We start from the raw sequence: 26,615 nt of genomic DNA on the forward strand, positions 1-26,615 counted from the left end.
TCGCCGCTCCGGGCAGATCCGCATCGCCGCCAGCGCGGGGTATTGGGAACGCCGTGGCGCGGTTCCCAAGGTCCCGCCTTGGTATTAACTTATTCCAAGCCGCCATGTTCCCGGCAAAACACTCCCAGCCGGTTATCGATAATTCCTGCCCTCTGGATTCCCAAGCCCAGGCAAAAAACCGGAAACATGGTCCAGCCCGGACCCCCGTAGGTATATTTAACTATTGTCAATCAGCAAGAGCCTATTGGACAATTCGGTATATACAATGCCCCGCATAGCCCATCACGGACCGTCGGATTGCTTAATCGGATAAGCAGTACGGCGCAAGGATTCCGCCGGGTGTATTGGATATTGGCTCAAACCCTGACCTTAGCGCCAAGATCGGAGGTATTTTCCAGTGGGGTGGCTTGGCGGTTCCAACGGATGGAAACGCCATCGAACGACCAAGTTCAACAACAAAACAAGGAAGTCTCGCCATGAAGGACCGACGCAGGCAGGGAACCGTCAGGCTTAACTATACCAAACTCCTCGCTTTGATCCGCACCGTCGATAGCCTCATCATCGTGTTATCCCTTGAACTGGCGATAAGGTTAGTGAACCAAACCCTTGATACCTGGTATGTTCTCAACGATGGCCATAGATATTGCGCCTTGGCCGGAGTTTTACTATTCCAGTTTTTCGCCGATTATTACGAAGTCTATTACGCTTGGCGCGGAGCCTCGCAGGATAACGAATCGGTCCGGCTGGGCTGGTCCTGGTTCTGCGCGATGGCAGCCATCATGGCACTGTTGGCCTGCTTCAAATCGGGCGTCGAGCTGTCCTTGTTCGTCACGGCGGCATGGTTCTGCGTTTCCTTCCTGGCCTTGATCCTGGTCCACGAACTGGGCCGCGGTTGGCTGGCCTTCCTCAGGCGGCGCGGCCTGAATTCGCGGCGGGTGGTGATCGCCGGGGCCAACGACCTGGGGGCGCGGCTGGCCGGGGCCTTCGCCGCCATGCCCTGGCTGGGGTATTGCTTCGCGGGCTACTACGACGACCGCGGTTTCCAGCAGGGCCGCCGGCTCGCCTGCCCGGAGCGGCTGTACGGCGGCGATTTCAACACCCTGGTCCAACGCGCCCGCGACGGCGAAATCGACGAAATCTTCATCGCCATGCCCATGCGCTCGGAACAGCGGGTCGCGGAACTGATGAACCTCCTGTCCGACACCACGGCCAGCGTGTATTACGTGCCGGACGTGTTCGTGTTCAACCTGGTCCGCTCGCGCCTGGACATGGTCCAGGGCATCCCCTGCATCACGGTCCATGGTTCGCCGTTCAAGCATCAGCCCGTCGATGGCTTCCTCAAGCGGGCGGAGGATGTAGTGCTCTCCTTCGCCATCCTGGCCCTGATCGCCGTCCCCATGGTGTTGATCGCCACCGCCGTCAAGCTGGACTCGCCCGGCCCGGTCCTGTTCAAGCAGAAACGCTACGGCATGAGCGGCGAACCCATCGAGGTCTGGAAATTCAGGACCATGACCGTGCAGGAAAACGGCGCGACCGTGACCCAGGCCACCCGCAACGACGCCAGGATCACCCGCCTGGGCGGCTTTTTACGCCGCTATTCCCTGGATGAGTTGCCGCAATTCATCAATGTATTGCAAGGCCGTATGTCCATCGTCGGACCCCGGCCCCACGCCGTGGCCCATAACGAGTATTACCGTAAGCAGATCAACGGTTATATGCTGCGGCATACCATCAAGCCGGGGATTACCGGGCTGGCCCAGATCAATGGTTGCCGGGGGGAGACCGATACCCTGGACAAGATGGAACGGCGGGTGGTCTACGACCTGGAATATATCAGCCATTGGCAGGTATGGCTGGACCTCAAGATTATCTTCCTCACCATTTTCAGGGTGGCGCACGATCCGAATGCGTATTAGCGCATCCCGCCGGTCACAGGTCCGGCCAGCTTGGGAAGCAGGGAATCAAGCAGACCAATATACTTAACCACGGCGATGGTTCCGCGCCAGGGATCAGTATGAATACCTAACGGGTTCACAGCCCATGGATTTACCCGTAAACTGCGGACAAGCTGGCTGATCCTTGGAGGATTTTCCAAGGCGGCGAAAAAGGGATAATCAATAAATCGCGCGGGCCGGAATGCCCGCCGGAAAAGGAGTTTCACCGGATGAGCAGGACGTCATCGAAACCGCGGGGCGGGCGCTCCGGCCTGACCTGGGCGATGGCTTGGGGATTGGCCGCGCTGATTTCCTATAGCCACGCCACCGGCCAAGCCCCGTCCATCCCGGACGCCTCGGGCTTGAACCAAGCCCTGGCCGCGCGTCACGACCTCACCCTCACCGCCGCCAGCCCCGACGGGCGTTGGCTCGCCAGCGTCAGGCCGGATGGCTGGGTCGAGCTACACGATCTCGCCACCGACCAGACCCCGGCGACCCTGCTGGGACGGGCCGGTGCCCGCGTCACCGGCCTGGCCTACAGCCCCGACGGCGCGACCCTGGCCGGCGGCCTGGACGATGGCCATATCCTGCTGTGGGACCCGGCCACGGGACAGGAGCGGCGGGTGTTGCCGGCGGGGCAGGGCGGCACCATCGAACTCTTGAGCTTCAGCCCCGGCGGCCGCCTCATCGCCAGCAGCGCCCAGGACCATCTCATCAAGTTGTGGAACACCCCCACCGGTACCTTGAACCACGTCCTGTCCGGCCACGCGGGCGCGGCCCTCTCGACCCTGGCCTTCGAGGCCGACGGCCATACCCTGGTCAGCAGCGGCGGCAATCAGATCAAGCGCTGGGACGCGGTGTCCGGGCAAGAAATCGCCGTGGCTTCCGGTCTCGCGGCCCTGCCCGGCAATGTCGATACCCGCCCCGGCGGTGGGGTGGCGGGCATCGCCCAGAACGGTCAGATCGGCCTGTGGCAATTCGACGGCGGCGGACTCCAGCCCCGGCCCGGACTCTTGCCGGAACAGGAGGGGGTGGAGCAACACGCCGTGGCCTTCAGTGCCGACGGTGCCCATGTGGCCGGAATCGGCGCGGACAACCGGGTGCGGATTTGGGATAGCGCCAACGGCGCCTTGCGGCAAACGCTGGCGGCGGGGGCGGGCGTGCATTTCACGGCGGCGGCTTTCGATCCAGGCGGCGGCGTATTGGCCCTGGGGGCGGACAACCAGACCCTCACCTTGTGGGATATCGGCACCGGAGCCTTGGTCGCGGCCCCGATCCCGACCGGCGACACCCTCGCCACCCTGGCCTATACCGCGGGCGGAGCGGAGTTGATCGGCCAGGGCCAATCCGGGCGGATCGCGGTATGGAGCCTGCCCAATGGCGCACCGCGCTATGCCGCCCAGGGCGCGGCCCCGGTCGCGGGCGGTGCCTGGAACATGGCCGCGGCCAGCACGGCCAATCCGGTCGGCCCGGCCCCGTCCAACGCCGCCGCAACGGCCCGCGCCGCCACCCAAACAGCCCCGGCGGCGGGCATCCCAGCCCTGGCGAACCCAAACCGGAAGCCTGGCAAATTCTCGAAGAAAGCCCAGTGGAAAGGCATCACGGCCCTGACGATCAACCGGGACGGCAGCCTGTTGGGCGCGACCGGCCGGGGCGGCACCCTGCGCATCCTCGGCAGCGATGGCAAGCGGCGCTGGACCTTGCGCGGCCACCACGGCCAGAACGTCACCGGAGCCGCCTTCCTGCCGGATGGCAAGCGCGTGGTCAGCATCGGCCGCGACAGCGAAGCCACGATCTGGGACACCACCAGTGGCCGGACCACGGCGGTGCTGCGGGGCGCGGAGCAAGCCCCCAGGGCGGTGGCGACCGCCCCGGACGGCCATATCGCCGTGGCCGGCGAGGACACCCGCATCCTGTACTACAACGGCCAGGGCAAGCTGGAACGCATCCTCAAGGGCCACCGCGATTTCGTGAACAGCCTCGCCTTCAGCCCGGATGGCCGCATCCTCGCCAGCGGTTCCGCCGACACCGCCCTGATCCTGTGGTCGGCGGACACCGGGCAAGCCCTGCGGACCCTGCCTTGCGGGGCCGAGATCAACGCCCTGGCATTCAGCCCGGACGGGAAACAGGTGGCGGTGGGCACCGCCGACGGCCTGGTCGGCCTATGGGAAACCGGCGGGCGCTTGGTGCGGGTTTTCTCCGGGCATAGCGCCGCCGTCAGGAGCGTGGCTTTCAGCCGCAACGGCCAGCGCTTGGCCAGCGGGGGCGAGGATGCCAAGGTGGCGATCTGGTCCCTGCCCGACGGCAAGCTCCGCAAAGTCCTGGCCGAAACCAGCCCGGTCAACGGCTTAGCCTTCGGCCAGGGCCGGCACCTGTTCACCGGCGGCGAGGACGACCGGCTCGACGATTGGGATACCGATAGCGGCGGCAAGTTCAAGACCTCCCAGGCCGAACCGCGGGCCGCGCTGATCTGGCTGGGCCGGGTGTTGGACTGGTTGGTGCCACCCGCCGAGGCGGCGATTCCCGCAGCGCCCGGCGGTCCACTCCTCATCATCACCCCGGACCCGCCCGCCAACCCCGCCCGCGTCAGCCCCGATTTCAGCGCCTATTACACCGAAATCCTCCGCGCCGAAGGACTCAACGAATTCGCCGTCAGCCCGATGGGGTCGGTCAACGCCGCCCTGCTCGCGGCCTACGACGTGGCGATCCTCGGCCCCATGGCCCTGACCGCCGCCCAGGCCACGCTGCTCGATACCTGGGTCAACGACGGCGGCAACCTCATCGCCATGCGCCCGGACCCGCTGTTGGCGGGCCTGCTGGGCATCACCCCGGCCGGGACCGGCCTCGCCGACGGCTATCTCCTGGTGAACTACGGCCAGTTGCCCGGCAACGGCATCGGCAACGACGGCCAACCCATGCAGTTCCACGGCACCGCCGATCCCTACACCCCCACCGCCGGGACCGGCACCGTCGGCGTCGCCCGGCTCTATAGCGATTTCTCCACCCCGACCGCCTATTCCGCCATCACCCTGCGCGGCGGCATCGGCGCGGGCGGCGGTTTGGCCGCGGCCTTCGGCTACGATCTCGCCACCGCCATCGTCTACAGCCGCCAGGGCAATCCGGCCTGGGCCGTCCAGGAGCGCGACGGGTTATCGCCGATCCGTTCGGACGACAAGTTCTACGGCAACGCCAGTTTCGATTTCCAAGCGGACTGGGTCGATCTGCTGCGCGAGGTGGCTGTGCCCCAGGCCGACGAACAGCAACGCCTGTTGGTCAACCTCATCCTCGCCATGAACCAGGCCAAGAAACCGCTGCCGCGCTTCTGGTACCTGCCCTTCGGCAAGAAGGCGGCGGTGGTGATGACCGGCGACGACCACGCCAACGGCGGCACCGCCGGGCGTTTCGACCAATTCATCTCGTTGAGCCCCCAAGGCTGCAACCTCGACAATTGGGAGTGCGTCCGGGGCACGTCCTATCTCTATCCCGATTCGCCCTTGACCGGTGCCCAGGCCAGCGCCTACGCCGCCCAGGGCTTCGAGGTCGGGCTCCATGTCAACACCAATTGCGCCGATTTCACCCCCGCCACGCTGGAAGCCTTCTACGTCCAGCAACTCGCCGCGTTCCAAACCCGCTATCCGGGGATCGTCCCGCTCACCCAGCGCCATCATTGCATCGCCTGGAGCGATTGGACCACCGGGGCCACGGTCCAGGTCAACCACGGCATCCGCCTCGATACCAGCTATTACTTCTGGCCGCCGATGTGGGTGCAGGACCGTCCGGGCTTCTTCACCGCCTCGGCCACGCCCATGCGCTTCGCCGCCCCGAACGGCGGCCTGATCGACAACTACCTGGCGGTCAGCCAGATGACCGACGAATCGGGCCAGACCTATCCCTTCACCATCAACACCCTGCTGGACCGGGCCATCGGTCCCGAGGAAGACTATGGCGCCTACACCCTCAACGCCCATACCGACACGGCGATAGAAACCGAATCCACCACCGCCGTGGCCTCGGCCCAAACCCGCGGCATCCCCGTGGTGACTTCCGCCCAGATGCTGGGCTGGCTGGACGGCAAGAACGGCGCGGCCTTCACCGCCCCGAGTTGGAACGCCACCAGCGGGCAGTTGACCTTCGGCGTCGCCCTGCCCGGACTCGACGCCCAGGGCAAACAACCGGCCAACGGCCTGCAAGCCATGCTCCCGCTCCATTTCGCCGGCCAGACCTTGGCCGGGCTCACCAAGGCGGGGGCGGCGGTGGCCTATTCGGTCAGGCCAGTCCATGGCGTGGAATACGCCCTATTCACGGTGGCGACCGGCGCGACCCGGCCCACCGATTTCAACACCTATGTCGCCCGTTACACGGCGGACACCACACCGCCCCAGACGGGCCAGTTGTCCCCCGCGGCCGGCGGCACCGCCAAGCAAACCGCCGTGGTCAGCGTGGCTTTCAATGAAGCCATGGACCCGGCCAGCATCAACGCCAGCAGTTTCCGGCTGCGCGACGGCAACGGGGCGGCGGTGGCGGCGCGGCCCCGCTATTCGGCCTATACCCGCACGGCCAGCCTGACGCCGACCGCGCCCTTGGTGGCCGCGACCAATTACACCGCCACCCTCAGCGGCACCGGCACCACGCCCGCCACCGACCTGGCGGGCAATCCGCTCGGAGCCGACCGGGTTTGGTCCTTCACCACCGAAACCGCCCCTTGCGCCGCCCAGCCGTGCAGCCTGTGGGACGCCACCACCCGGCCCGGCATCGCCTCGATCAACGATCCGAACCCGGTGGAACTGGGCGTGCAATTCAAATCCGACGCCAACGGCTGGATCACCGGGCTCCGCTTCTACAAGGGCGCGGGCAATACCGGCACCCATATCGGCAGCCTGTGGAGCGGCGGCGGCCAACTCCTAGCGCGGGCCAATTTCGCCAACGAAACCGCCAGCGGCTGGCAACAAGTCGATTTCGCCAACCCGGTGGCGGTCACGGCGGGCACGACCTATGTCGCCTCCTATCACGCGCCCAACGGCTTCTACGCGGGCGACAACAATTTCTTCACCGCCAGCGGGGTGGACAATCCGCCCCTGCACGCCCCGACCAACGCGGCGGTCCAGCCCGGCAACGGGGTCTATGCCTATGGCACCACCCCGGTCTTTCCGAGCGACAGCTACCAGGCCACCAATTATTGGGTGGACGTGGTGTTCTCCAACCCGGTGCCCGGCCCGCCCACCATCACCACCACGAACCTGGGCCCGGCGACGGTGGGCCTCGCCTACACCGCCAGCTTGGTGGCCAGCGGCGGCTTGCCCCCCTATGCCTGGTCGATCAGCGCCGGAGCCCTGCCCACCGGGATCACCCTCGACTCCGCCACCGGCAAGTTGACCGGCCTCCCGACCATGGTGGGCACGGCCAGCTTCACGGTGCGGGTGGTCGATGCCACCGGCACCGTGGCCAACCGGGCCTTCAGCCTGATGGCGCAACCCGGCCCTCTCAACATCCTCACCGGCAGCCTGCCCGACGCCACCGTGGGCGCGGCCTATGCGGCGACCCTGACCGCCGCCGGAGGCAGTCCGCCCTATACCTGGTCCCTGGCCACCGGGAGCGGCCTGCCCGCCGGGCTGAGCCTGGATAGCGGCAGTGGCGTCATCGGCGGCGTGCCCGGCACCGCCGGAACCTATAGCTTCACGGTGCGGGTGACCGCCGCCGAAAGCAGCGCGACCCGGACCCTGGGCATCAAGGTGGGGGCCACGCCGTCGAGTTTCTCGATCTGGCCCGCCACGGCGGTACCGGGGCGGGTGGATTCGGGACCGGATCGCCCGGTCGAACTGGGGGTGAAATTCAAATCCGATGTGGCGGGCGCGATCAGCGGCATCCGTTTCTACAAGGCCGCCGCCAACACCGGCCCCCATGTCGCCCATCTCTGGAATGGCGGCAATGGCAACCGGCTGGCGACGGCCAGCTTCGCCCATGAAACCGCCTCGGGCTGGCAACAGGCGGATTTCGCCACGCCGGTCGCCATCGCCGCCAACACGGTCTATGTGGCGTCCTACCACACCGGCACGGGCCATTACAGCGAAGACATCAACTACTTCCAGGCCGGCGGCGTGGACGCGCCTCCGCTCCATGCCTTGCGGAACGGTGCCTCGGGCCCGGATGGGGTGTTCGTATACGGCAACGGCGGGGTGTTCCCGAACCGGGCGGCCACTTCGACCAATTACTGGGTGGATGTGGTGTTCACCCGGACGCTGGCCAGCAAGCAGGGCCGGTGATGGTGGCGGGTCAGCCGGCGGCGCTTGGCCATCGGTATCCCCGCATGCATAGCGGAAACGCGCCGGGCGGACGGGCATGGACTCGAAGCCTCCAACAACCAGAGGAACAACGATGATGGAAAGATCGAACACCAGGGGGGAAGGCCGGCTGCCGGGCCGGGCCGGAGCCGTGCGGCTTGGGCTGTTGTGCTATGCCCTGGCCGGGCCGGGGAGCGGAGCCTGGGCGGCCTGTACCGGCAATCCCGTCGCCGTGGAGAATTGCCTGTCCGGCGCTTCGGGCTGGGATATCGACGGGGCGGGCGACGATTCGATCCAGGGTTTCGCCGACAATATCAGCGTGAACCTGGGCGGGACGGTCAATTTCAAGGTCAAGACCGCCGCCCGCGCCTACCGCCTGGATATCTACCGCATGGGGTATTACCAAGGGAACGGGGCGCGGCGGGTCGCGACGTTGCGGCCTCCGGCCGGCCGCCTTCCGCAAACCCAGCCCCCCTGCCTCACCGAGGTCGGCACCGGGCTGTACGATTGCGGCAACTGGGCGGTTTCCGCCACCTGGACCGTGCCCGCCAGCGCCGTTTCCGGCATTTATTTCGCCAAGCTGGTCAGCGAGGACGCGACCACGCCCGGTGCCAGCCATATCTTCTTCATCGTGCGCGACGACGCCCGCCACGCCGATATCCTGTTCCAGGCTTCCGACACCACCTGGCAAGCCTATAACGACAGCATCAACGGCCAGAACCTCTACACCGACACCCGTTGCGGGCAATGGGTCGCCTCTTGCCGCGCCTACAAGGTGAGCTATAACCGGCCTTTCCATACCCGCGTGTTCGAATCCAACGATTGGGTATTCAACGCCGAATACCCGATGGTGCGCTGGCTGGAGGCCAACGGCTACGACGTGGCCTATTCCACCGACACCGACACCGACCGCAACGGCGGCCTGATCCTGAACCACAAGGTTTGGATGTCCAACGGCCACGACGAATATTGGTCCGCCGGGCAGAAAACCAACGTCGAAGCCGCCCGCGACGCCGGGGTCCATCTGGCGTTCTTCAGCGGCAATACCTTGTTCTGGAAAACCCGCTGGGAGAACAGCCTCGACGCCAGCGGCACGCCCTACCGCACCCTGGTCTGCTACAAGGAAACCTATGGCGACATCACCGATCCCAAGGATTCCCCGGCCGGCGGTTTCGTCTGGACCGGCACCTGGCGCGACCCCAGTTCCAGCCCGCCCGCCGACGGGGGCGAACCGGAGAACGAGGTCAAGGGCAATATCTTCCGCCTCAACGCCGGCAACTACGCCATCAGCGTGCCCGCCGCCGAGGGCAAGCTGCGGTTCTGGCGCGGCACCCATGTCGCGACCCAGACCAGCGGCGCGATGGCCCTGGCCCCCGGCAGCCTGGGGGCCGAGATCGATGTGCCCGAAGACAACGGCGTCCAGCCGCCGGGCCTGGTCCGGCTGTCCGCCAACCCCATCACCGACGGTTCCAACTTCCTGCTCGATTACGGCGTGACCTACGGTGGCGGCACCACCACCCACGCCATGACCTTGTACCGCGCCCCCAGCGGCGCCCTGGTGTTTTCCAGCGGCACCTACCAGTGGTCCTGGGGCTTGGACAACCACCACGACAATACCGCCCTGGGTGCCACCACCCATGCCGCGATGCAGCAAGCCACGGTGAACCTGTTGGCGGACATGGGGGCGCAACCGGCCAACCTACAGGCGGGACTCGCGGCAGCCACCGCCTCGACCGACCATACCGCGCCCAGTTCGGCCATCACCGCCCCGGCCAACGGGACGAACGTCGCCAGTGGCGGCACCGTCACCATTTCCGGCACGGCGACCGACAGCGGCGGCGGCGTGGTGGGCGGGGTCGAGGTTTCGACCGATGGCGGCGCGACTTGGCATCCCGCCAGCGGGCGCGGTAGCTGGAGCTACGCCTGGACCGCCACCGGCAGTGGCGCCCACAGCCTCCGCAGCCGCGCCGTGGACGACAGCGGCAACCTGGAAACCCCCGCGGCGGGCGTCGGCGTAACCGTGGGCGGTGGCGGCGGCACACCGACCTGTCCCTGTACGATCTGGCCCGGCACCGCCGTGCCCGGCGTCGCCGCCGATAGCGATGCCGCCGCCGTCGAACTCGGCGTGAAATTCACGGCGGACGTGGATGGCGTTATCACCGGCATCCGCTTCTATAAAGGCACGGGCAACACCGGCACCCATGTTGGCAAGCTGTGGAGCGGCGGCGGCACTTTGTTGGCCTCCGCCACCTTCGGTGCGGAAACCGCCTCCGGTTGGCAACAAGCCAACTTCGTCACGCCGGTGGCGATCACGGCGGGTATGACCTATGTCGCCGCCTATTTCGCGCCCAACGGCCATTACGCCGCCGACGCAGGCTATTTCGCCAGTTCCGGTCGCGACAACAACCCCTTGCACGCTTTGAGCGGCACGACCGCGGGCGGCAACGGCGTATACACCTATGGCGCGGCCGGGGGCTTCCCCAGCAGCAGCTACGCCTCGACCAATTATTGGGTGGACGTGGTGTTCACGCCCGGCCCAGCGCCGTTATCCATCGGCACCGCCAGCCTGCCCAATGGCACCACCGGGACGGCCTATTCGGCCACGTTGACGGCCAGCGGCGGCACCGCGCCCTATACCTGGTCTCTTGCCGGTGGCGCGTTGCCGCCCGGCCTCGCGCTCTCCGGCGGCGGCGCGATCTCCGGCACGCCCACCACGGCGGGCGGCTACGGCTTCACGGTGAAGGCCACCGACAGCCGTTCCTTAAGCGCGAGTCAACCCCTCAGTATCACCGTCGCCGCCCCGGCGGCGAACACCAGCTTGTTCGGGGCGGCGGTGCCGGGCGTGGCCGATGACGGCCCCGACAGCGCCGTGGAATTGGGCGTGCGCTTCAAATCCGATAGCGCGGGCCGGATCACCGGCCTCCGCTTCTACAAAGCCGCCACCAATACCGGCACCCATACCGCCCACCTCTGGTCTGGCAGTGGCGCCTTGCTGGCTTCGGCCACCTTCAGCGGAGAAACCGCCTCCGGCTGGCAGACGGTGAATTTCGCCGCCCCCGTGGCCATTGCGGCCAATACGGTTTATGTGGCCTCCTACCATACCAATACCGGCCACTATAGCGCCGACCAGGGTTATTTCGCCAACCAGGGCCAGGATAGTCCGCCCCTGCACGCGCCCGCGAGTACGATATCCGCAGGCAATGGCGTCTACGCCTATACCACGACCCGCAAATTCCCCAACCTCACCTGGAATAATACCAACTATTGGGTGGACATCATTTTCATCCCTTGAATAATAACCCCTGGATAAAAACCATGATAAGTGATAACGTTAAACTAGAAATCGGCGTCAGCATACCCCAACCAGACCTCGTCAATCTCTACGGTTGCGAAATCGGCAAGAATACCAAGATCGGCACTTTCGTAGAAATCCAGAAAGGGGCCAGCATCGGTGCTTATTGCAAGATATCCAGCCATAGTTTCATCTGCGAGGGCGTGGCTATCGAGGATGGGGTTTTCATCGGCCATGGCGTGATGTTCATCAATGATGTCTACCCCAAAGCGGTGAACGAGCATGGGGAGTTATTGACCGAGGCCGAATGGCAAGTCGTCCCCACCCGGATCAAAACCCGGGTTTCGATAGGCAGCAACGCCACGATACTTTGCGGCATCACCATCGGCGAAGGCGCATTGATCGGGGCCGGGGCGGTAGTGACCCGCGATGTGCCGCCTTATAAGATCGTGGCCGGGGTGCCCGCCGAAATCATCGGAGATGTGCGGGAAAAAAACCGTATGGGGATCGGCAAGGATAGTATTAAATCAGGGGGGTTCCGTATCAGCGACCGGCAGCCTTAAACCTATTCAACCAAGCTAGGGTGGGCATGGAATAACTGCCAACCCTAGCAATCACTGACGATGGCAAACGCATCGTTCGAAAGCGCTGAGCAGGTTCAGCGCATCCTACCGGGATATCCTTTTCTGGAAATTGCCTAACCATCACAAAGGAGCTGTGATAAAGATGAGCATCAAGATAGGCATTATCGGCTATGGCTATTGGGGACCGAACCTGGTCCGCAACTTCTCGGAAACCCCGGAATTCAAAGTCACCTGGATCAGCGATATCAATCCCAAACGGCTGGCCCTGGCCGCAGCCCGTTATCCCGCCATCAAAACTAGCGCCGACGGCCAAACCCTGTTCGACGATCCTAATCTCGACGCCGTGGCGATAGCGACCCCGGTATCCGCCCATTTCGAGCTGGCTTTGCGGGCTTTGCGGGCTGGAAAACATGTCTTCATCGAAAAACCCCTTACCGAAACCGTGGAACAGGCCGAGCGCCTGATCGAGGAAGCCCGGAAACGCAACCTGATTCTACAAGTAGACCATACCTTCATCTATACCGGGGCGGTGCGGAAAATCCGCGATTTGGTGCGCGAGGGGGTATTGGGCGATCTTTATTATTATGATTCGGTACGGATCAACCTCGGCCTGTTCCAGCCCGATATTAGCGTGCTATGGGATTTAGCGGTGCATGATTTGTCGATCATGGATTATGTGTTCCCGGCGGCCCCGGTCGCGGTCTCGGCCACCGGCATCAACCATGTCGAGGGCCAGCCGGCCAATATCGCTTTCCTGACCGTGTTTTTCGAAAACAGCGCCATCGCCCATTTGCATGTGAATTGGCTGGCCCCGGTGAAAATGCGGCGGACCTTGATCGGCGGCAGCCGCCGGATGGTGGTGTACGACGATTTGGAGCCCAGCGAGAAAATCAAGGTTTACGATAAAGGAATCACCCTGAACGGTACCAATGGCAATAAGGAGAATATCTATCAAGCCCTGATCGATTACCGCTCCGGCGATATGTGGGCGCCCCGGCTGGAAATCGCCGAAGCCCTGCGGGTGGAGGCGCAAGGCTTCGGACACTCGATCAACCAGGGCGAAGCCTCGCCCAGCGACGGGGCAGCGGGCCTGAGGGTGGTCCGCATCCTCGAAGCCGCCACCCGTTCGCTGCGCGAGCGCGGCAATCCCGTCGAACTGGCCCGGAGCTAAGCCCATGATTCCCTTCCTCGACCTGAAAACCCAATACCACAGCATCCAAAACGACATCCAAGCCGCCGTGCTGGCGACCCTGGATAGCGCCCAATACACCCTGGGCCGGGACGTGGCCTGCTTCGAGGAGGAATTCGCCGCCTATTGCGGGGCGACCTTCGGCGTGGCAGTGAATTCCGGGACCAGCGCCCTGCACCTGGCCTTGTTGGCGGCGGGGGTCGGCCCTGGCGACGAGGTCGTCACCGTGGCTTGCACCTTCGTCGCCACCGTCGCCGCCATCGAATACGCGGGCGCGACCCCGGTGTTCGTGGACGTGGACCCCCTCACCCAGAACATGGACCCCCAACGGATCGAAGCCGTCCTCACCGATAGCACCAAGGCCATCCTCCCGGTGCATCTCCATGGCCAACCCGCCGATATGGACCCGATCCTGGCCATCGCCCGCCGCCGGGGCCTGGTGGTGATCGAGGACGCGGCCCAGGCCCACGGGGCCGAGTACAAGGGTCGCCGGGTCGGTGCCCTCGGCGACCTGGGTTGCTTCAGCTTCTATCCCGGCAAGAACCTGGGCGCTTATGGCGAGGCCGGGATGGTGGTCACCGACAACGAGGACTACGCCCAAACCCTGAGGATGCTGCGCGACTGGGGCCAGGAGCACAAATACCGCCATGTCATCAAGGGGTTCAATTACCGGATGGAGGGTCTCCAGGGCGCGGTGCTGCGGGTGAAACTGCGCCATCTGGACGATTGGACGGCGGCGCGGCGGCAATGGGCGGCGCTGTACGGCCAATGGCTGGGCGATTGCCCGGTCGAAACCCCGGCGCTCACGCCCTGGGGCCGCTCGGTCCACCACGTCTACGCCATCCGCAGCCCCAGGCGCGATAAGCTGCTGAAAGCCCTGCAACAGCGCGAAATACAGACCGGCATCCATTACCCGGTGCCGGTGCATCTGCAACCGGCTTATTCCAATCTCGGCTATCAAGCCGGGGACTTGCCGACGACCGAGCGCATCGCCCAGGAAACCCTGTCCCTGCCGATGTTCCCGGAACTGGGGACGGCGCGGGTCGAGGCGGTGGCGGCGGCGGTGTGGGAGGCCCTGGCCCATGGCTAGCGGCACCGCCCGGATCATCAAAGCCGTGCATGGCCTGAGGGAAAACCTACCCGATCCCGCCTATGTCGCGGCCTTGGCCGAAGATTTGCGGGCCGGTCATAGCCGCGAAGCCTTGTTGGAACTCTATGGCCGCTTCGCCTACGGCTACGGCGGTTTCGATGTATTGATGCGGCGGGTGTTCTGGCGGGCGCTGGCCCTGGATTGCGGCGACAACCTGCGGGTGGAACCGGGCGTGGGTTTCAAGCACATCGAAACCTTCGAGATCGGCGAGGGCGTGTTCATCGGTGCCCAAGCCTATCTGCAAGGCCGCTGCGATGGCCGTTGCCGGATCGGCGACCAAGTGTGGATCGGCCCGCAAAGCTATTTCGACGCCCGCGACCTCGTGCTGGAAGACCATGTGGGCTGGGGACCGGGCGCGAAGGTGCTGGGTTCGGCCCATACCGGCCTGCCGTTGGACATCCCGGTGATCCAGACCGACTTGGAAATCAAGCCGGTGCGGGTGGAAGCCTGGGCCGATATCGGCACCAATGCCTGTTTGCTGCCCGGCGTCACGGTCGGGCAGGGGGCCATCGTCGGGGCCGGCGCGGTGGTGAAGCGCGACGTACCACCCTTCGCCAAGGTGGCGGGCGTCCCGGCCAGGGTTATCGGCTGGCGCGACGGAGAAAACGGCGGAAACCCCATGGACAATCCGGCGGAATAACCCACACCGCCACTCCACCGGCCCCCAAGCCCCGCTTGTCGAGAGGCGAAAGCCCTTTTCCAAGCCAAGCTTGGGATATAACGCACAACGCAGTTTGAAGCTGCGGCATCGAGTTTAATTTGAAGGTTTCAAAATGGTCCTCTTCATCTTGAAAAACCTCAACCATATCGCCGTCATCGACACTTTGCAGATCAACTTCCTCAATCAAAACACCTTTAAATTCCTGGTTTTCAGGAAAGCCCTAGTCACCATTAAAAGGACAGCCCGTCTCCAAGGCGGGGGCCGGCTATTCATCGGCGTCAAATGGCCCGCCTACGGCCTGCTCCAAAGCGTATTTTCGATTTGGGATCAAGCGAGCGTGAGCGTGGACGGCGATTTCCGGTTTTATACCGGTTGCCGGGTGGTGGTCGATCAAGGGGCCAAATTGGAACTTGGCAGCGGTTATGTCAACAGCAATAGCTCGATAGCCTGTTTCAGCCATATCAAGATAGGCCACGACGTCGCCATCGCAGAAAACGTCACTATCCGGGATTCTGATAACCATTCAATAATGAATTTTACCCACGCCAAAACCCAACCAATCACCATCGGCAACCATGTATGGATCGGCATGAACGCCATCATCCTCAAGGGCGTGAATATCGGCGACGGTGCCGTCATTGCTGCCGGAGCAATAGTCAATAAAGATGTCCCAGCCAAGGCCTTGGTAGGAGGTATTCCCGCCAGAGTCATCAAAGAAAATGTGGAATGGGCTTAGTTCTTCTGGGAACGCCTATCAAGGAGCATAAATTATGAAATTACAAGATAAAAAAATCCTGGTCACGGGTGGGGCAGGCTTCGTCGGTTCGCATATCATCGACCTGTTGAGCCGGGAGGGCTGCGCCCAAATCGTGGCGGTAGACAATATGGTCCGTGGCCGCCCGGAAAACCTGGCCACCGCTTTGACCCAAAACACGGTGCGATTGGTGGAAGGGGATATCCGCGACCGGGGCTTGATGGAAGAATTAGTCAGCGATAGCGATATTATCTTCCACCAAGCCGCTCTCAGGATCACCCAATGCGCGGAGGAACCCAGGGCGGCGCTGGAAACCATGGTGGATGCCACTTATGAGCTTTTGGAAATGTGTGTCCGCCATCGCGTGCAAAAAGTCGTCGCGGCCTCCTCGGCCTCGATTTATGGTATGGCCGACGAGTTTCCCACCACCGAATCCCATCATCCCTATCATAATCGCACGCTATATGGTGCCGCCAAGGTTTTCAATGAAGGTTTGCTCCGAAGTTTCCACGAAATGTACGGCCTGGATTATATCGCCCTACGCTATTTCAATGTCTACGGACCACGCATGGATATTTATGGAGTGTATACCGAAGTATTGATCCGCTGGATGGAACGCTTGGCGGCGGGCGAACCGCTGCTGATTTTTGGCGATGGCTCGCAAACCATGGATTTCGTCTATATCACCGACGTGGCCCGCGCCAATGTATTGGCCGCCGCGAGCGATGCCAGCGACGAGGTATGCAATGTGGCGAGCGGTATTGAAACCAGTTTGGCCGAATTGGCGGCGGCCTTGACGCGGGTTATGGGTTCGACGGTACCCACCGAATGTTTACCGGAACGCAAGGTGAATCCGGTGCGGCGGCGCTTGGCCGATATTCAAAAGGCGCAAGCGGTTTTGGGATTCGAGGCACAAATCCGCCTGGAACAGGGTTTGGCCGAATTGGTGGAATGGTGGCGGGCGCAGCGGGCTTTTTAAAATCCCGCCACGGCGGCGCTTGATCGAAAGGCTAATGATTGGGGCCGATGGAAAATTGGTATTCCCAGCTCCCACTAGAGCATTTTCGGTTTGGATGTATGTTCAGCCATCCCGCTGGGTACCGAATACGCACCCACCTTACAAATAACGTGAAAATGCGCTAGAAACCGAGGATCGTGATGAATGCTTTAAAGGATTATCGATATATCTGGCCCCAGCCCGAATCCCTCAACACCGATCAATGGCGAAAACTCCAAGACGACGACGCTTATATCCGTACCATGCCGGAAGCTTTGGAGGAATTATCCGAGGATAGCCGGTGGCCTGCTTTCTTCCCATCGCCCATCGCCTTGGTCACTACAGCGGATGGCCCGGTAGCCGGATTGGAAAAAGTCGTGGGCGCATCCATCGTCAACCGTTTCCCTTATGTGATCGCCCTGAGTTTCTGTAAGCAAAGCTTATCAGACCGCCATTATGCCCGCAGCGTATTCACGGAAATACTGGAATCTGGAAAAGGCGTCGCCGTGCAATTCTTAGCTCCTGGCCGGGCCTTGGACGCCACCATGCGAGCGATAGCCACGGTTCCAGACCTGGAAACAGATACCAGGATTAAAGCGACCGGGAACCCCACGCGTAAAGCCCTTACCAACAATGCACCGGTATTCAAAGAGGCTTATTTGGTCTATGAAGCCGTCTTGGTGAAGCCCGGCAAGGATTTCGATCAGCAACCCATTTATCCAGAACCCTGGGTCGATGTCGGCAGTCACCGGGTTTATTTCCTGGAAATCACCGCGATCCAATTACGGCAAGATATCGCCGATGGCAGGAATAAAATCATATGGCGCAGCCTCCCGGATTGGAACCATCCCGTTGAGAAACAAGGTTTCAATGGCGGCGGAGCCGACATAGGAAGAGATCGCTACCGCAAAGGCTATACCCCACATTATACCTTCCCTTCCGCTGGAACCATTGCCTTCGAGGCCGATTTGGTCAAGGACGGCATGGCGGTTAAATACCTGCCACCCTTGCCCGAGGATCAAATCGAGGTGGATAACGATCGGGCGCGTTGGCCCTGTTTTTTCCCTTCCTCAGCGGGCATGATTACTTCATGGATGGAAAATGGTACCCCGAATATCATGCCTTGCGGTTCCACCACCATTATTAGCCGCCATCCCTTGGTGGTCGCGCCCTGTATCTCTTATGCCAAGATCAATGAGCGCTACGCCCCTAGGGCCAGTTTGGACATTATCAGGATCGGCGGTAAATTCGGTTGCGGCGTGCCCTTCATCAACCCGGTTGTCACCAACGCTATCAGGTATACCGGTAATATCTCAATCACGAACGATCCCCATAAAGCGGAGCGTAGCGGCCTTAGGATCGGGAAAAGCCCGTGGGCTCCCGTATTATACGATTTACCCATACATTACGATTGCAAAGTCATCGGGGAAATCAAACTCGGTACCCATATTATGCTTTTGGGCGAGGTCCAGCGGATTAGGGTACATTCCGGCTTGACGCCGGAAAATCCTTTGGAATGGTTCCCATGGGCTGATGTCAGCATGGAACCCTCTGATTAATCCTTGTAATCCATCGATCAATCCCATGATAAATATTCCATTCGCAAAACCCTCTATAGGCGAAGGTGAAATCGCCGCAGTCATCGAAGTCTTAAAATCCGGCTGGGTCAGCCAAGGTCCGAAGGTCGCGGAATTCGAGCGTGCTTTTGCTGGATATGTCGGGGCGGAACATGCCTGTGCCGTATCCAATTGCACCGCAGCTTTGCACCTAGCTTTGCTAGCGTTGGGCGTAGGCGTGGACGACGAGGTTATTACCGTCAGTCATTCCTTTATCGCCACGGCCAACGCCATCCGTTATTGCAGTGCCAAACCCATTTTTGTGGATATAGACCCCGAGACCTATAACCTAGATGCGGCACGACTGGAATCGGCGATTTCCAACCGGACCAAGGCCATACTCTGTGTACATCAATTGGGTATGCCCTGCGACCTGCCGAGGATCGTCAAAATCGCGGCCCGTTATGGTCTACGGGTAGTCGAGGATGCCGCCTGCGGTATCGGCAGCGAAATCCGCATCAATGGTCGCTGGGATAAAATCGGCCAGCCCCATGGAGATATCGCTTGCTTTTCATTCCATCCGCGCAAGGTCATTACCACTGGTGAGGGTGGTATGTTGACCACCCGAGACCCAGAGTTGGATAATAATTTACGTAGGCTTAGGCAGCATTATATGAGCGTGCCGGATACCGCCCGCCATCAATCCACCCAGGTGATTTTCGAGGATTATCAAAAACTCGGCTTTAATTATCGCATGACCGATATCCAAGCTGCCATTGGCTTGGAACAATTGAAGCGTCTGCCGGACTTGGTGGGGCGCCGCCGTGAATTGGCCTCGCGCTACCGCGCCCTGCTTTCGGATATTCCAGGGGTAATACCGCCCATGGAACCCGAATGGGCACGCAGTACTTGGCAAAGTTATTCGGTCCGGTTGCCGGAAGGAAAGGACCAGCGCCGGGTCATGCAATATATGCTGGATATGGGGGTTTCCACCCGCCGTGGTGTCATGTGCGCCCACCGTGAATCCGCCCATCCACCCGGTACCTGGACCTGTGGCACGGCGTATCGGGGTCATATATGCGGACCGGGTCGCTGTCCTTCATTGTGGCACAGCGAGGCTGCCCAGGATCATACTATTATCTTACCATTATTTCCTCTACTAACCTTCGAGCAACAAAATCAAGTGGTAGCGGCTTTGGAAAGCGCCTTGGTGCATCGGTAACTAAGGCATACCATGAATGCCATCGGGGGAGGAATACTCGGACTATTGGTAGTACTGGTGGTGTTCGCACCGCGCCGCTGGGCCGCTTTGAGTTTGATGGCCGGAGTGCTATATCTGACCCAAGGGCAATCCATCGACCTGGGCGTACATATCTATCCGATGCGCCTACTGGGCCTAGTTGGATTTCTTCGGGCAATGGGGCGTGGGGAATTTTCCTGGTCCAGGTTCAATCGCCTAGATAAATCCGTGATCCTGGCTTATAGCTATATCACCCTGATATTCGTCACACGCTCTGGCTTGGGCTATGGTACGGGGTCTGGTATCACCCAAGTCAGCCTGATGGATAAACTCGGCTGTTGGATCGATACCCTGTTTTTTTATATCAGTTGCCGAGGATTATTGGTCGATCAAAGCGACTTCATAGCGCTGTTGAAGAATCTGGTTTTTATCACGGCTCCGTATTTGGTTTTGGTTTCAATCGAGCGTATCACCAGTCATAATCCGCTGGTCATCGTGGGCGCATATCCCGACCTTTGGATCGACGGCCAGCGCTTAAGGTGCCGGGGTAGTTTCACCCATCCTTCGCTTTTAGGCACGCTCGGGGCCAGTTTCCTCCCTTTATATATCGGTCTGGCATTGACCGGAAACCACCGTTTCCATGCCTTAGCTGGAATCGGCCTATGCCTGGGTATCGTATTCCTGGCGGGATCAGGCGGCCCCGTGAATTTTGTCATGTTGACCCTGCTTGCTTGGTCGCTATGGACCGTCCGCGGAAATATGGCCCTGGTCAGACGGATGATCGTTATCGTATTGATATTGCTTTCCTTGGTCATGAATTCCCCGATTTGGTATTTGCCCAGCCGATTGAGTTCGATTACCGGCGGCGATGGCTGGCATCGCTCCTATTTGATGGATGTAGCTTTTCGGAATATCGACCAATGGTGGTTGATCGGTATGCCTTTGGAGGGAACCCGGGATTGGTTTCCCTATTTGGTCAAAGGAGCGGTGGATATGACCAATCAATTCCTAGCCCATGGGATAGATGCCGGTTTATTGGCCATGCTGCTGTATATTGCCATGTTGGCCAAAGCGTTCAAAGGTTTGGGCGGTACCATGGCTTCAATCCGCCGGAACACGCGGACGCCGGGAGATTCCGAACTTTTGCTTTGGGGCTTGGGCGCGATGCTGGCTGGACATATCGCCAATTGGATTGGCATTACCTACTTCGATCAAATCTATATGGTATTTTTGATGCAGCTCGCAATCATTTCAAGCCTATCCCAGAAATATATGATGGGACTGGAATCCACCCAGACCATGGACATCAATGATGTATCTATGCACTCCGCAGCGAAGGGCATCGTATATAGCCGATATATCAATAATCCCAGCCATCTAAAATAGATTAGAGCATTTTCACCTTCCCTGTAGGCTGGGCATGACTACATGCCCAGCCTACGCCGGATATTCACTAAACTGAAAATGCTCTGAAATACCCACTAGGAGAATATTCATGGATGCACCCAAGGTAAGCTTCGTTGTACCCTGTTATCAATTGGCGGGCTATCTCAATGAATGCGTACAGTCAATACTTTCCCAGACCTTCACCGACTTCGAGTTACTCATCATGGATGATTGCTCCCCGGATCATACGGAGGAAATAGCAAAATCATTGATCGACTCCAGGATAAGATACATCCGCAATGAATCCAATCTTGGAGTACTTAGAAATTACAACAAAGGAATAACCCTAAGCAAAGGAGAATATATTTGGCTAATCTCCGCAGATGATTATTTACGGAGCCGCCATATTTTACAAAGATATATCAATGCTTTAGAAAAAAACCCACATATCGGCTACGCCTTTTGCCCTGGTATCAGTGTCGTCGATGGGCAAGAAACCGGGATCATAGAAGGCTCAGTCTATGGAACCCATGATGAAATCGTTAATGGGCATACTTTCCTGAAGACCATTGGCAAAAGCTGCTCGATCATTGCGGCCTCCGGCATGGTCAGACGGCAATGCTATGAAAACATTGGCTTATTCCCTTTGGACTTCAGCTTGGAAGGTACTAAGATCGATTTGACCTGGGCCGGGGATTGGTATTTATGGGCCGTTTTCGCTTTATTTTACGATGTCGTTTATTTTGCCGAACCCATGGTCTGTTACCGTCAGCACACGCTTAGCTGTACCCAATTGATTAATCAACAAAAGATCGAAAACTGCATATTGGCTGATATCGCGGTGCCATGGTTAATCAAACAAAAAGCGGAAACGGCCAGGATTCCTGGGGTGCATAAAATCTGCCTAGATGCCATCAGCATGGAATATTCCAGACATATCTTTGGGAAACAATATCGCTCCGGTACTTGGTCTATCACGCTAGAGCGATTCGAGCAATCCGTGTCGCGTAATACCGCCATCGAAGCGGAACGGCTATGGATTAAATCCCGGACCTACGCCTGGGTCGGCGACCGCTATTACCATCGTGGCGATAACGTATCGACTAGGAGATTTTATTGGGCCAGTCTGAAGCACGATGCCATGATGCCCAAGGTCTACCTGAAACTTGCACTGATGGCTTTGGGCAAACCCGGCAATGCCATGAGAAATATGCTGAAACGCTCGGTTTATAAACTACAGGCCTGGACCCGCTCGCTAGGCTCGCCGCTACGTCACCTATGCCGGTAGCAGGCTTCGATTATCATCGTAGACTTGAGTATTGAGCCAGTATTTTTATGAATCCTAGCTATACCCAAAAATACACTTTGGTCGTCGCCGTGAACGACGACAAAATCCTCGCCGAAAACCTCGCCAAATCGCCGTGCTATTCCGTACTCTCAGTCCGGCTCCTGCGGAATTGCCCATCGGCCTCGACCGCGTTCAACCAAGCTTTGGGCGGTATCGATAGCCGGTATTGCATCTTGGCCCATCAAGACGCTTATCTGCCCACGCCCTGGCTGGCCCGGATGGATGCGCTTATCGATAGGATCGAAGCTGCCGACGGAGCGGATTGGGCGGTGCTGGGCGTGGCCGGCACCAATTCCGGCGGCAGGGTGGTGGGAAAATTATGGTCGGAAGGTATTGCGGCGGAAATAGATAAGGGCGGCGATATCGAGGCGGTGGTTTCTTTGGACGAAGTGCTGTTGGTAATCAATATGGATTCTGGAATCCGGTTCGACGCCGGCCTTCCTGGTTTCCATCTATATGGCACCGATATTGTCCAAACCGCGCTCAAAATCGGCCAGAAATGCTATGCTGTCAGAAATCCGATCATCCATAACGACAGGCCCAAATATTTCCTCGACCGTGGTTTCAAAAAAGCGTTTGGGTATATGGTAGATAAATGGCATGAAGCCCTACCCATCCCGACCACGGTCGCGGTTTTGGAACGGAAATCCTGGTCGATCCATTGGCGGAACCTGCGCCAACTCAAATCCTATATTGTCAAAGGCCAGCGTGGAAAATCCGATCCACAAGCCCTGGCGGCTAGCCTCAAATATGAAAACGGCATCATAGCGACCCAAGCGCCATTTATAACTGGGGAATCCATCGCCGCTGTTTCCTCCGGTGTGATGAAATGAATAATGCCCCACTGGTATCGGTTGTTATCCCCACTTATAACAGGGAAAAATGGATATCGAACGCGCTTGATAGCGTTTTATTACAATCCTATGTCGGTTATGAAATCATCGTAGTCGATGATGGCTCGACCGACGCCACCCGGCGGATCGTCGCGCAATATGGCGCTCAAGTCCGCTATCTATATCAGGATAACGCCGGGGTAAGCGCGGCACGGAACAAAGGTATTTTGGAAGCCCGTGGGGAATGGGTCGCCTTCCTGGATTCCGACGATGAGTGGTTGCCGGAAAAGCTGGAGCGGCAATTGAATCTCATCGACCGCCACCCGGAATTAACCATGGTGGCTTCCAATGTCGAGATCGACGACGGCATCCATAAGCTGCGTTATTTCGATATTAGGGGAAAATCATTCAATAGCGGTCCCGAGCATATCATCCACCAACCGCTATCCGCTTTTTGTGAAATCAATTTCTTCCCCTCGTCGCTGCTGGTGAAAAGGGCGGCTTTATTACAAGCCGGCCTGTTCGACGAAAATCTCAGGCTATATGAAGACCGCGACCTCGGCTGCCGATTGGCCTTATGCGGCACCTTGGGAATCCTGGCCGAACCCTTGGCGAGAATCATCAGCCGGGGTGGCGGCGATATTAGTCTGTCCGCGTCGCAAGAGTGCGACCGGCGGCGGGGTTATCGGGCAGGAATCGCCACCTACGAGAAATTGCTAGGCGAATCCGGTTTGGACCTATCGGCGCGCGCCTTTATACGAAGACGCTTGGCCGGAGAGCGGTTTTATTATGGCGTGGACGTATTCAAGCGCGGCGATAAAAGGCTGGGTTTGGGTTTGATGTGGCGGTCCTGCCGGGATTATCCATCGGCGACCGCCTTAGCCCGGTGTTTGCTTTTCTTTATCCTGGGCCAGGGCGGCTTGGCGTTTATCCAAACACTGAAATATGGCCGGGGCTATATGCGCTCCGAACCGGGGAAACCTTTGGAAACCCCCGCGCCCGAAGGCCACGGCGACCCAACCCGCCACCGCGCCTAAGCCGTTGGGATGGAGCCGCCAACCCGCCCGGCCTCGTCCATCCACACATGCGGCAAACCCAGTTCCGCCAGCCAAGCGCTGCCCGCCAGGCCCATCAGCATGGCGATGGTGCAGGCGCTGCCCGCGATCAGGCATTGCGGCGCGGCCACGCTGACCGCGATCAAGCCCTGGACGGGCCAGCCGGTGCGGGGGTCGAGGATATGGCCGTAACGGCGGCCCCCGGCCACGATGGCGCGTTCGTAGTCGCCGCTGCTGGCGAGCGCCCCCAGGCCGACCTCCAGTTCCGCCAACACCGCGTCCTTGTCCCTGGGATGCTGCACCCCGATCCGCCAGGGACTGCCATCGGGATGCGGCCCGACCACCCGGATATCACCGCCGAAATCGACCAGGCCATGGCCGACGCCCTGTTCCAGGCACAGCGTGGCGGCGCGGTCGGCGGCGTATTCCTTGCCGATGCCGCCGAAGTCCAATTGCATCCCGGCCACGCCGAAACCGAGGCGCGGACGTTCCCACGTCAGTTTGTCCCAACCGATCCGGGGCAGGAGCGCGTCGATGGCGGCTTGTTCCGGCAAGCGTCCCGCTTGGAAATCCCAGGCCAGCCGCAAGGGGCCGGAGGTGATATCGAACAAGCCGCCGCTTTCCCGGTGGCAAGTCTCGGCGTAATCCAATAGGGCGGCGGTTTCCGCGTCCACTTCGAGGCTGCCGCCTTGCGCGGCCACCCGGTTGATGGCCGAAAGCAAACTGTCCGGGCGGTAGCGCGAATAACGCGCCTCGATACCCAGGGCGTCGGCGCGGACGAGTTCCGCCACCCGCCGGGCCGTTTCCGGGCGTTCGGCGTAGAGGTGCAATCGGCAGGGCGAACCCATGGCGCGGAATGGGAAGCGGAACAACCGCAAGCCTTCAGCCACCATGGACGCCATCGGCCTCCAAGCCGGGGAAGGCGGCGCGGGCTTCCCGCAGATAGCCAAGCGCCGCCAGGAAATCGAAATTCCGCATCGCCTCGCCAAAGGCCGGGGCGCATTCCCCGAGCAAACCGTCAAGTAAAGGACCGTTCTTCTCCCAGATCATATAAGCCTGGATATCGCCCCCGGCCAGGAACCCTATCAAGGGCACCAGGACCGGGCGGATTTGCTGTCCATCCAGGGAAGGCCGGGCGGCGGGCGGGTGGGCCGGCGGAACCGGGACCGGGGTTATGGCGGTGCCGGGTTCCAGCCGGGACGTGGTCCAGAACAGGCTGCCCCGGCCCGGTGTGCTGTGGACCCCGATCCCGCCGCCCATGAGTTCGGCCCATTGGCCGGCTATCGCCAAACCCAGCCCGGCCCCGCCATGGCGACGGGTCCGGGAGTTGTCGGCCTGCTCGAAGATATCGAAGATCGCCGCTTGCCGTTCGGCCTCGATGCCGATGCCCTGGTCCTCGACCTCGATCCGCAACAAGGGATCGCGCCCGGACCCGGCCTCCGCCCGCGCCCGCACCTGGATGCGGCCCTGTTCGGAGAACTTGACGGCGTTGCCCACCAGAATATCCAACACCTGGCCGAGCCGGGCCGGGTCGCCGCGCAGCCAGGCCGGAAGGGCGGGATCGAGCGTCCACTCCAGGGCCAGGCCCTTGGCGGCGGCGCGTTCGCGCCAGGGAACCAGGGTGGCTTCCAGCCAATCGGCGGGGGCGAAATCGACGCTGTCCAGTTCGATCCGGCCCGCCTCCAGGTCGGACATGGCGATGATATCGTCGATGACGCCCAGCAATTGCCGCCCGGCCGCCGCGATCTTCCCGGCCCGCTCGCGCCAGCCCGGTTCCCCGGTTTGGCGGGCCAGCAAGTCGGACAAGCCCAGGATGGCGTTCATCGGCGTGCGCAATTCGTGGTTGATATTGGCGAGGAAGCGGCTCTTGGCGCGGTGGGCGGATTCGGCCCGGACCAAGGCGTCGCGCAGATCGCGGGTGCGCTCCTCCACCCGCCGTTCCAACTCGGCGTTGATGGCCCTGAGTTCCCGTTCCCGCGCCTTGAGCGTGAGGTGCAGGCCGACCCTGGCGCGGACCACGTCGCGGTTGATGGGCTTGTGGATGAAATCCACCGCCCCGGCGGCGAGGGCGCGGGATTCGCTCTCGGCGTCGTTCTTGGCGGTCACGAAGATCACCGGCACCTCCTGCCCATGCGGGTCGCGCCGCAACCGGTCGCAGACGGCGTAACCATCCATGCCCGGCATCATCACGTCCAACAGGATCAAATCGGGCGGGGCCGCCGCCACCAGGGCCAGGCCCTCCGGCCCGGAGAAGGCGCATTGGATCTCGCAGGTATCGGACAGGCATTCGCCCAGGATTTCCACGTTCTGCGGAAGATCGTCGATGACGAGGACCAAGGGTGGCGTGGACATGGCGAT

General features: G+C 61.0%; 16 protein-coding genes and 2 pseudogenes. 16 read left to right on the top strand and 2 right to left on the bottom strand.

Annotated elements, in window-relative coordinates; all coding sequences use genetic code 11:
• Nucleotides 1-476: 476 nt before the first annotated feature.
• From B9N93_RS22770 to B9N93_RS22840, 16 genes and pseudogenes are all read left to right on the top strand, one after another.
• Complete coding sequence (locus B9N93_RS22770) at nt 477-1,916, top strand: undecaprenyl-phosphate glucose phosphotransferase (RefSeq protein ID WP_085216676.1); 1,440 nt, start codon at nt 477-479, stop codon at nt 1,914-1,916.
• 248 nt (nt 1,917-2,164) lie between these two features.
• Nucleotides 2,165-8,194, top strand: coding sequence for a DUF4082 domain-containing protein (locus B9N93_RS22775; protein ID WP_085216677.1), 6,030 nt, complete (start codon nt 2,165-2,167; stop codon nt 8,192-8,194).
• Nucleotides 8,195-8,306: 112 nt separating this feature from the next.
• The gene (locus tag B9N93_RS22780) at nt 8,307-11,504 is read left to right on the top strand and encodes a DUF4082 domain-containing protein (protein WP_085216678.1); all 3,198 of its coding nucleotides are present in this window, start codon (nt 8,307-8,309) and stop codon (nt 11,502-11,504) included.
• A gap of 23 nt (nt 11,505-11,527) precedes the next feature.
• Entirely contained in the window at nt 11,528-12,067 is a 540-nt protein-coding gene (locus B9N93_RS22785) for an acyltransferase (protein ID WP_085216679.1), read from the top strand.
• Between the two features lie 163 nt (nt 12,068-12,230).
• The gene (locus tag B9N93_RS22790) at nt 12,231-13,259 is read left to right on the top strand and encodes a Gfo/Idh/MocA family protein (RefSeq protein ID WP_085216680.1); all 1,029 of its coding nucleotides are present in this window, start codon (nt 12,231-12,233) and stop codon (nt 13,257-13,259) included.
• A 4-nt stretch (nt 13,260-13,263) separates the two neighbouring features.
• Nucleotides 13,264-14,367, top strand: coding sequence for a DegT/DnrJ/EryC1/StrS family aminotransferase (locus tag B9N93_RS22795; RefSeq protein ID WP_085216681.1), 1,104 nt, complete (start codon nt 13,264-13,266; stop codon nt 14,365-14,367).
• A gap of 166 nt (nt 14,368-14,533) precedes the next feature.
• A pseudogene (locus B9N93_RS27020) lies at nt 14,534-14,947 on the top strand (acyltransferase); the annotation flags it as partial.
• Nucleotides 14,924-15,022, top strand: a pseudogene (locus B9N93_RS27025) (N-acetyltransferase); the annotation flags it as partial. The pseudogenes B9N93_RS27020 and B9N93_RS27025, both read left to right, overlap by 24 nt.
• Before the next feature lie 178 nt (nt 15,023-15,200).
• Nucleotides 15,201-15,824, top strand: a complete 624-nt coding sequence (locus tag B9N93_RS26750; protein ID WP_085216683.1) for an acyltransferase — start codon at nt 15,201-15,203, stop codon at nt 15,822-15,824.
• Between the two features lie 34 nt (nt 15,825-15,858).
• Nucleotides 15,859-16,821 carry an NAD-dependent epimerase/dehydratase family protein gene (locus B9N93_RS22810; protein WP_085216684.1) on the top strand — a complete coding sequence of 321 codons (963 nt, stop codon included), beginning with the start codon at nt 15,859-15,861 and terminating at the stop codon, nt 16,819-16,821.
• Between the two features lie 179 nt (nt 16,822-17,000).
• A complete protein-coding gene (locus B9N93_RS22815; protein ID WP_085216685.1) occupies nt 17,001-18,398 on the top strand; it encodes a flavin reductase in 1,398 nt (465 codons plus the stop codon).
• Entirely contained in the window at nt 18,373-19,617 is a 1,245-nt protein-coding gene (locus B9N93_RS22820; protein WP_254899512.1) for a DegT/DnrJ/EryC1/StrS family aminotransferase, read from the top strand. The genes B9N93_RS22815 and B9N93_RS22820 overlap by 26 nt, the downstream gene beginning before the upstream one ends.
• A gap of 12 nt (nt 19,618-19,629) precedes the next feature.
• Nucleotides 19,630-21,021, top strand: coding sequence for a hypothetical protein (locus B9N93_RS22825; protein ID WP_125469179.1), 1,392 nt, complete (start codon nt 19,630-19,632; stop codon nt 21,019-21,021).
• A gap of 109 nt (nt 21,022-21,130) precedes the next feature.
• Nucleotides 21,131-22,309, top strand: a complete 1,179-nt coding sequence (locus tag B9N93_RS22830) for a glycosyltransferase family 2 protein (RefSeq protein ID WP_085216688.1) — start codon at nt 21,131-21,133, stop codon at nt 22,307-22,309.
• Nucleotides 22,310-22,356: 47 nt separating this feature from the next.
• Entirely contained in the window at nt 22,357-23,202 is an 846-nt protein-coding gene (locus tag B9N93_RS22835) for a glycosyltransferase family protein (protein ID WP_085216689.1), read from the top strand.
• Nucleotides 23,199-24,239, top strand: a complete 1,041-nt coding sequence (locus tag B9N93_RS22840; RefSeq protein ID WP_085216690.1) for a glycosyltransferase family 2 protein — start codon at nt 23,199-23,201, stop codon at nt 24,237-24,239. The genes B9N93_RS22835 and B9N93_RS22840 overlap by 4 nt, the downstream gene beginning before the upstream one ends.
• Here B9N93_RS22840 and B9N93_RS22845 read toward each other — a convergent pair.
• Both B9N93_RS22845 and B9N93_RS22850 read right to left on the bottom strand, forming a co-directional pair.
• Nucleotides 24,236-25,150 carry an FAD:protein FMN transferase gene (locus B9N93_RS22845; protein ID WP_085216767.1) on the bottom strand — a complete coding sequence of 305 codons (915 nt, stop codon included), beginning with the start codon at nt 25,148-25,150 and terminating at the stop codon, nt 24,236-24,238. The genes B9N93_RS22840 and B9N93_RS22845 overlap by 4 nt on opposite strands.
• Nucleotides 25,140-26,609: an ATP-binding response regulator gene (locus B9N93_RS22850; RefSeq protein WP_085216691.1), complete on the bottom strand. Its 1,470-nt coding sequence runs from the start codon at nt 26,607-26,609 to the stop codon at nt 25,140-25,142. The genes B9N93_RS22845 and B9N93_RS22850 overlap by 11 nt, the downstream gene beginning before the upstream one ends.
• Nucleotides 26,610-26,615 lie beyond the last annotated feature (6 nt).

Origin of the sequence: Methylomagnum ishizawai (assembly GCF_900155475.1) — a bacterium.
GTDB classification, from domain to species: Bacteria; Pseudomonadota; Gammaproteobacteria; order Methylococcales; family Methylococcaceae; genus Methylomagnum; species Methylomagnum ishizawai_A.